Source organism: Streptomyces rimosus subsp. rimosus, from assembly GCF_000720725.1.
Classification (GTDB): Bacteria; Actinomycetota; Actinomycetes; order Streptomycetales; family Streptomycetaceae; genus Streptomyces; species Streptomyces rimosus_A.
The window spans coordinates 1-7369 of sequence record NZ_JOCQ01000188.1; the positions used below are offsets into that span (position 1 = coordinate 1).

The following is a 7369-nucleotide window of genomic DNA, read 5'->3' on the forward strand; positions in this document are numbered from 1 at the left end:
AGGTCGAAGAACCCGTCATCGATACCGACCTGCTCCAGCCCCAGCACCTCGGCAAACAACCGGCACAGAATCTGCTCCTGAGGCGAACGCGGCCCACGATCCGATACAGCTCCCGCATAATCCGGCGCAGGAAGAGCCCCCCGGTCCACCTTGCCGTTGACCGTCAACGGCAGCTCATCCAGCACCACCACCGCCGACGGCACCATGTAATCCGGCAACCGCACCGCCGCGAAATAGGAACCTGTGCGAGAACGGACTCGATCTCGGCGGGCTCGATACGGAATCCCCGGATCTTCACCTGGTCGTCGGCCCGCCCGAGAAAGACGAGATGGCCCTCGTGGTCCCAGCGCACCAGGTCGCCGGTGCGGTACATCCGGCCGCCGCCGTACGGAGATGCCACAAAGCGTTCCGCGGTCAGCGACGGGCGGCCCAGATATTCACGGGCCACGCCGCCACCCGCCACGTACAACTCCCCGGCCACACCCACCGGAACAGGCCGCAGAAAACCGTCGAGGACGAATACCCGCATCCCGTCCCGCGGCCCGCCGATCGGCAATACGGACGGCACTTTCGCACCCGGTTCGATGGCGAATGTCGTCGCGCACAGCGTGGTTTCCGTCGGGCCGTACAGATGGCGCACCGTGACGCCGGGGCAGGCGTCCATGACGCTCGCGGCGGCGTCGGCCGGTACGACGTCGCCGCCGGTCAGGACGTGCCGGAGGTCGGCGAAGCAGGCAGGGGTCTCCTGGGCGAGTACGCGGAAGAGGCCCGCTGTGACGTGTACGGCCGTGAGCGCGTAGGTGCCGATCAGGCGGGCCAGGGTGTGGCCGTCGAGGTCCGCATCCGGCGCGACGACCACGCACCCGCCGTTCAGCAGCGGCACCCACAGCTCGAACGTCGAGGCGTCGAAGGCGTGCGGCGCATGGAACAGGACGCGGCCCGTCCCGATGTCGCCCCAGCAGGAGTCCAGCGCCAGGCCCGCCACTCCGCCGTGGGTGGCCACGACTCCCTTGGGCGTGCCCGTCGAACCCGAGGTGTACATCACGTACAGGGCCGACTCCGGCGCCACCTCCACCGGCAGCTGGGCCGCCGGGAAGCCGCCGTCGGCCGCTTCCCGTACCGCCGACCGGGGAAGTGTCACCCCGACCCGGTCGCCGGGCGCCACTCCCCTGCTGTGCAGGTACCGCGCGAACCGGTTCGCGCGCGCGTCCAGTTCGCCGTACGTCAGGGAGCCTTCGGCGGAGACCACCGCCGTCTCGTGCGCGTACCGCCGCGCGGTCCGCGCGAAGACGGCGGGGACGGTCGTCGGCGCGGCCCCCGGGGCGCCGGTGTTCACGCCGTGCAGGAGCCGGTCGCGTTCGCCGTCGACCAGTACGTCGAGGCCGCCGAGGCGGGCGCCGGGGTCGGCGGCCAGCTGTCCGAGGACCGTGACCAGGCGCCGGGCCAGGAGTTCCGCGTCGGCGCGGGTGAACAGGTCGGGGCGGTAGGTGAGGCGGAAGCGCTCGGCCATCGCGGTGAACGTCAGCGGGTAGTGGGCCGCGTCCCGGCCGCCGACGCTCGTCAGGTTCAGGTCCCCGGACACCGACCGCGCGGCGGTGGCGGTCAGGTCGAGCAGGTCGACGGGGTAGTTCTGGAAGACGGTCAGGGTGTCGAACAAGGTGCGGGTCCCGGCGGCGTTCTGGACCTCGGAGAGGCTGAGGTGTTCGTGCGGCAGCAGCGCCGCCTGGGCGTCCTGGAGGCGGGTGAGCAGCTGGGCAACGGTGTCGGTGGGCGACCAGCGGGCCCGTACGGGCAGTGTGTTGATGAACAGGCCGACGGTGGTGTCGATGCCCGGGATCTCCGGCGGGCGTCCGGCCGTGGTCCCCCCGAAGACCACGTCGTCGCGGCCGGTCAGCGCGCCGAGGAGCACCGCCCAGGCGCCGCGCATGACGGTACTGGTGGTGACGCCGTGCCGGCGCGCGAGCCCGGCCAGGTCCGCCACCAGCGGGGCGGGCAGTTCGACGCGGACCTCGTCGGGGTCGACCGGTGCGCGGTTGCCGGTCTCCGGCGCCACGAGGGTCGGCTGCGCGCCGTCGAGCGCCCGCCGCCACGCCTCGGCGGCGGCCGTGCCGTCGCGGCGGGCCAGCCAGGCGAGGTAGCTGCGGTACGGGGTGACCGGGGGCAGGGCGCGTTCGTCGCCGCCGTTGCGGTACAGCTCGACCAGCTCGTTGGCGATGATCGAGGTGGACCAGCCGTCGCACAGGATGTGGTGGACGGTGAGCACGACGCGGGTGCGGGTGTCGCGGACGCGGACGGCGGTGAGCCGCAGCAGCGGCGGTGCCGCGAGGTCGAAGCGCCGGGTCCACTCCGCGCGCACGGCCTCGTCCAGGGCGGCGTCCCGGCGGTCGGCCGGTACGGCGCGCAGGTCCAGCTCCTGCCACGGAAGGTCGCTCTGCTGCGGGATGATCTGCACCGTCTCGCCTGACCTGAGGGTGCGGAACCCCGCCCTGAGGGTCGGGTGCCTGCGCAGCAGCGCGTGGCCCGCCGCCCTGAGGGCGTCCGTGTCGAGGCGGCCGTCCAGGTCCAGGACCACCTGGCCCCGGTAGATGTCCGTGGCGTCCGCGTCGTACAGGGCGTGGAACAGCATGCCCCTCTGCATCGGCGCGAGCGGCCATACGTCGGCCAGTCCGGGCTTGCTCACGGTCACTTTCCCCATTCCGTTTCGAGCTGGTCGATGTCGTCCTGTGTGAGGGAGATGAGATCGAGGTCCGACGGGGTGCGGCCGCCCGCGTCGCCCTGCTCGGCGCAGGCCGCGAGGGCCTCGGCGGCCCGGGACCACGCCTGGGCGAGGCGCCGCATGCCGTCCTCGGAGACCAGCGCCGTGTCCCAGGCCCAGTGCGCCGTCAGCCGGGGGCCTTCGGCGGTGTCCTCGGTACGGGCGTCGAGGTCCACGGGGTGCGTGCGGACGCCTTCGGGCGGGTGGGGGTCGCCGGTGGCGGTCCAGGCGGTGGCCGCTCCCGGTCGGTCCGCGGCGGGGACGCGGCCGAGGTAGTTGAACAGAATCGGGGGTTCGGCGGAAGCGGCCAGGGTCCCGGCCGTCCGCGGGTTCAGGTGGCGGAGCAGGCCGTGTCCGATGCCGTGCTCGGGCAGTTCCCTGACCTGCTCCTTGACGCGTTTGAGCATGGCTTCGGCGTCGAGGGCGCCGGGTCGGTCCGCGCCCGGGCCGAGCCGGACCGGGTGGACGCTGGTGAACCAGCCGACCGTACGGGACAGGTCCACGCCGGGGGCGAGGCCGCTCTCGCGGCCGTGCCGTTCGAGGTCCACCAGGACGGCGCCGGGCCGGCCGCGCCAGTCGGCGACCGCCAGTGCCAGCGCGGCGAGGAGCACTTCGGTGACATCGGCGTGGAAGGCCGCCGGGACGGTGGTCAGCAGCGCCGTCGTGACGGCGGGCGGCAGCGTCGTACTCATCTCGCCGGAGCCGCGGGAACCGCCGTATCCGCCGGAACCGCCCGGCCCTGAGGGTGCCTTCGGCAGGAACGGGGCCGTCGGGGCCGTCGGTGCCTTCGGCGGGAGCGGGGCCGTGGGGGCCTTCGGTGGGAGCGGGGCCGCCGGTGCCTTCGGCAAGAGCGGGGCCGTGGGCGCGCCCACCCGTTTCCACAGCGGCAGTTCGGCGGCCCGGGCGGGGTCGTTCGCGGTCCGGCGCAGCAGTTCGGCCCAGCGGCGGAAGGAGGTACGGACCGGGGGCAGGACCGGCTCGGTGCCCGCTGCCACGGCTTCGTGGGCCAGGGCCAGGTCGTCGAGGAGGATGCGCCAGGAGGCGCTGTCCACGCAGAGGTGGTGCGCGGCCAGGAAGAGCCGGCCGGGCCGGTGCAGGCCGGCGTCGAACCACACGGCTTGCAGCACGGTGCCGGTGTGCGGGTCCAGGCGGCGGGTCGCGGCGGCGCACTGTTCGCGGACGATCGTGGCCGTGATCTGTTCCGCCGGGCCGGGCAGCCGGACCGTGCGCAGCAGGTCCGTGGCCCGCACTTCGCCCGGCGGCCGGACGTGCAGGCCGCCGTCCACGTCTGTGCCGCTTCCGGGATCGAGCTGGAACCGCAGGGCTCCGTGGTGGTCCAGGACGGCTTGGAGGGCGGTGGCGAGTTCCACGCTCGTAAGGCCGGTCGGCGTCCACACCATGGCGGTCTGGAACAGCGGCCCCGCCAGGGCGTTCCGGTCGGCGAGCTGACGCATGACCGGGGTGAGCGGCACGGGGCCCGCGCTGTCGTCGTGCCGGGTCTCGTCCTCCGTGACGGGCTCGGCGACCAGGGCGAGGGCTTCCGGCGTCTTGTGCTGGAAGACGTCCGTCGCGCTGATCCGGTATCCGGCCCGGGCGGCGCGGGCGACGAGTTGCAGGGAGATGATGCTGTCGCCGCCCAGCTCGAAGAAGTTGGCGTCGGCGCCGATGCCGGGGTCCGTGTCCGGGCCGGAATCCGGGTGCGCGCCCTCTGCCCCGAGGCCGAGGACTTCCGCGAACATGCGGCAGAACAGGATTTCCAGCGGGGTGCGGGGAGCCCGTCCCGCCGACGCCGCCGCGTAGTCGGGAGCGGGCAGCGCCGCCCGGTCCACCTTGCCGTTGCCGGTGATGGGCAGCGCGTCGAGGGGGACGAGGGTGCCGGGGATCATGTAGTCGGGCAGCCGGTCGGCGGCGAAGTCCCGTACCCCGGACGCGTCGCCGACGACATACGCGACCAGCCGCTTGTCGCCGGGCCGGTCCTCCCGTACGACGACGGCCACCTGGTCCACACCCGGGGCCTGCCCGAGAACGGCTTCGATCTCGGCGGGCTCGATCCGGAAGCCCCGGACCTTCACCTGGTCGTCGGCCCGCCCGAGGAAGACGAGGTTCCCGTCCCGGTCCCAGCGGACCAGGTCGCCGGTGCGGTACATCCGCCCGCCGCCGTACGGGCACGCCACGAACCGTTCGGCGGTCAGCGCGGCCCGCCCCAGGTAGCCGTGTGCGACACCGCATCCGGCCACGTAGAGCTCCCCCGCCACGTCCGTCGGCACCGGGTGCAGGTGGGTGTCCAGGACGAAGACCCGTACGCCGTCGCGCGGGCGGCCGATCGGCAGGACGGCCGGGGCTTGTGCGCCGGGCGGGAGGGTGTGGGTGGTGGCGCACAGGGTGGTCTCGGTCGGGCCGTACAGGTGGTGGACCGCGGCGCCGGGGCACACCTCGGCGACCCGGGCGACGGCTTCGGCGGGGACCACGTCACCGCCGGTCAGGACGTGTTGGAGACCGGCGAAGCACTCGGGACTCTCCTGCGCCAGGACGCGGAACAGGCCGGCGGTCACGTGGACGGCCGTCAGCGCGTGTTCTTCCACGAGCCCGGCTAGCGTCGTACCGTCCAGGTCCGCCGCGGGCGCGACCACCACGCACCCGCCGTTGAGCAGCGGCACCCACAGCTCCAGGGTGGAGGCGTCGAAGGTGTGTGGCGCGTGGAAGAGGACGCGGCCGGTGCCGATGCCGTCCCAGCAGGGGTCGAGGGCGAGCGCGGCGACGTTCGCGTGCGTCGCGACGACGCCCTTGGGCGTCCCGGTCGAGCCGGAGGTGTACATCACGTACAGGCCCGACTCCGGCGGCACCCGTACCGGCAACGGAACGGCCGGGAAGTGCCCCAGCGCCTCCGCCACCTCGGAACGCGTCATGACCAGAACGGGGGCGGAGTCCTCCAGTAGGAACCGCACCCGCTCGACCGGGTAGGCGGTGTCCACCGGTACGGCCACGGCGCCGGCCTTGGCGATGCCGAGCAGCACGGTGACGAGGTCCGCCGAGCGGTCCAGCATCACCGCGACCCGGGCCCCGGGGGTGACGCCCTTCGCGCGCAGGTACCAGGCGCACCGGTTCGCCCGCGCGTCCAGTTCCCCGTACGTCAGCGTGGCGTCCCCGTACCGCACCGCCGGTGCCTCCGCGTGCCGGGCGGCGATCCGCTCGAAGCGCCGGGTCACGGTCTCGCCCCGCGCGTCCGCCCGGTCGGCCGCCGCCGCGGCGGTGACCCGGCTCCGCTCGTCCTCGCCGAGCACGTCCACCCGGCCGGCCCGTACGGAGGGGTCGGCGGTGACCTGGTCGAGGACCCGCAGCAGGCGGGCCACCAGGCCCTCGGCGGTGGTGCGGTCGAAGAGGTCGGTGGCGAATTCGAGGTAGCACTCCAGGCCCGCGGCGGCGCCCCCGGCGTCCCGGCGTTCCCACATCAGGACCGACAGGTCGAACTTTGAGGTGGACATCTCCACCGGCACGAGCCGGGAGGCCAGTCCCGGGGCGTCGAAGTGCGTCTCGGGGGCGTTCTGGAGGGCGAAGGCGACCTGGAACAGCGGGTGCCGGGCCAGCGAGCGGACCGGGTTCAGCACCTCCACCAGGTGCTCGAAGGGCAGGTCCTGGTGGGCATAGGCGGCGAGGTCGGTCTCACGTACCCGTGCGACCAGTTCGGTGAAGGCGGGGTTGCCGCCGACGTCGGTGCGCAGCACCAGCGTGTTGAGGAAGTTGCCGACCAGGTCGTCGACAGCCTCGTCCGTACGGCCCGCGATGGGTGTGCCGAGCGGGATGTCCTCCCCGGCGCCGAGCCGCGAGAGCAGGACCACGACGGCGGCCTGGGCGACCATGAACAGCGTGGCGTCGCAGTCGCGCGCGATCTCCAGGAGGCGGCGGTGCGCGGCGGCGTCCACCGTGAAGGGCAGGAATGCCCCGCGGTGGTTCGCCACCGGCGGGCGGGGCCGGTCGAAGGGCAGTTTCAGGTGTTCGGGCAGCCCGGCCAGCGTCTCGGACCAGAACGCGGCCTGCCGGCGGAAGAGGCCGTCCTCGGGGTCCTGGGCGAGGAGTTCGCGCTGCCAGAGGGTGAAATCGGCGTACTGGACCGCCGGCGGTGCCCAGCCGGGCGCACGGCCCTCGGCGCGCGCGGCGTAGGCGGTCGCCAGGTCGTCGGCCAGTACGCCCATGGACCACCCGTCGGCGGCGATGTGATGGACCACGATCAGCAGTACGTGATCGTCCGGCGCCACCTCGAAGAGCGTGACGCGCCACGGCAGTTCGCTCTCGATACGGAAACCCTGCTCGACGCCCGCCGCCAGCGCCTGTTCCACGTCGTCCGCGCCTACTCGGGCGGTGGTGAGGCGTACGGTCACCTCCGCCGCGTCCGCGATGTCCTGGCAGGCGCTGCCGCCGTGCTCGGGGTAGCGGGTGCGGAGGGTTTCGTGCCGAACAACCACATCCCCCCAGGCCGCTTCCAGTGCCGCGGTGTTCAGTTCCCCGGTCAGGCGAATAGCGAGCGGAATATTGTTGGTCGGGCTGGGGCCTTCCAGGCTGTGCAGGAACCACATCCGCTGCTGACCGAACGACAACGGCATCGGGTCAGGGCGTTCC

At 73.3% G+C, this 7369-nt stretch carries 1 protein-coding gene and 1 pseudogene; both read right to left on the minus strand.

Annotation, left to right across the window (positions count from 1 at the left end):
• Positions 1–2695 (minus strand): annotated as a pseudogene (locus tag IH45_RS01000000144730) (non-ribosomal peptide synthetase); the annotation flags it as partial.
• Positions 2683–7353, minus strand: a complete 4671-nt coding sequence (locus tag IH45_RS0141985) for a non-ribosomal peptide synthetase (RefSeq protein ID WP_050515576.1) — start codon at positions 7351–7353, stop codon at positions 2683–2685. The pseudogene IH45_RS01000000144730 and the gene IH45_RS0141985, both read right to left, overlap by 13 nt.
• Positions 7354–7369 lie beyond the last annotated feature (16 nt).

What these genes read in the sequence shown, in the direction of transcription:
- IH45_RS0141985 (WP_050515576.1), bottom strand. Translation starts at nt 7,353, where the DNA reads ATGCCGTTGTCGTTCGGTCAGCAGCGGATGTGGTTCCTGCACAGCCTG.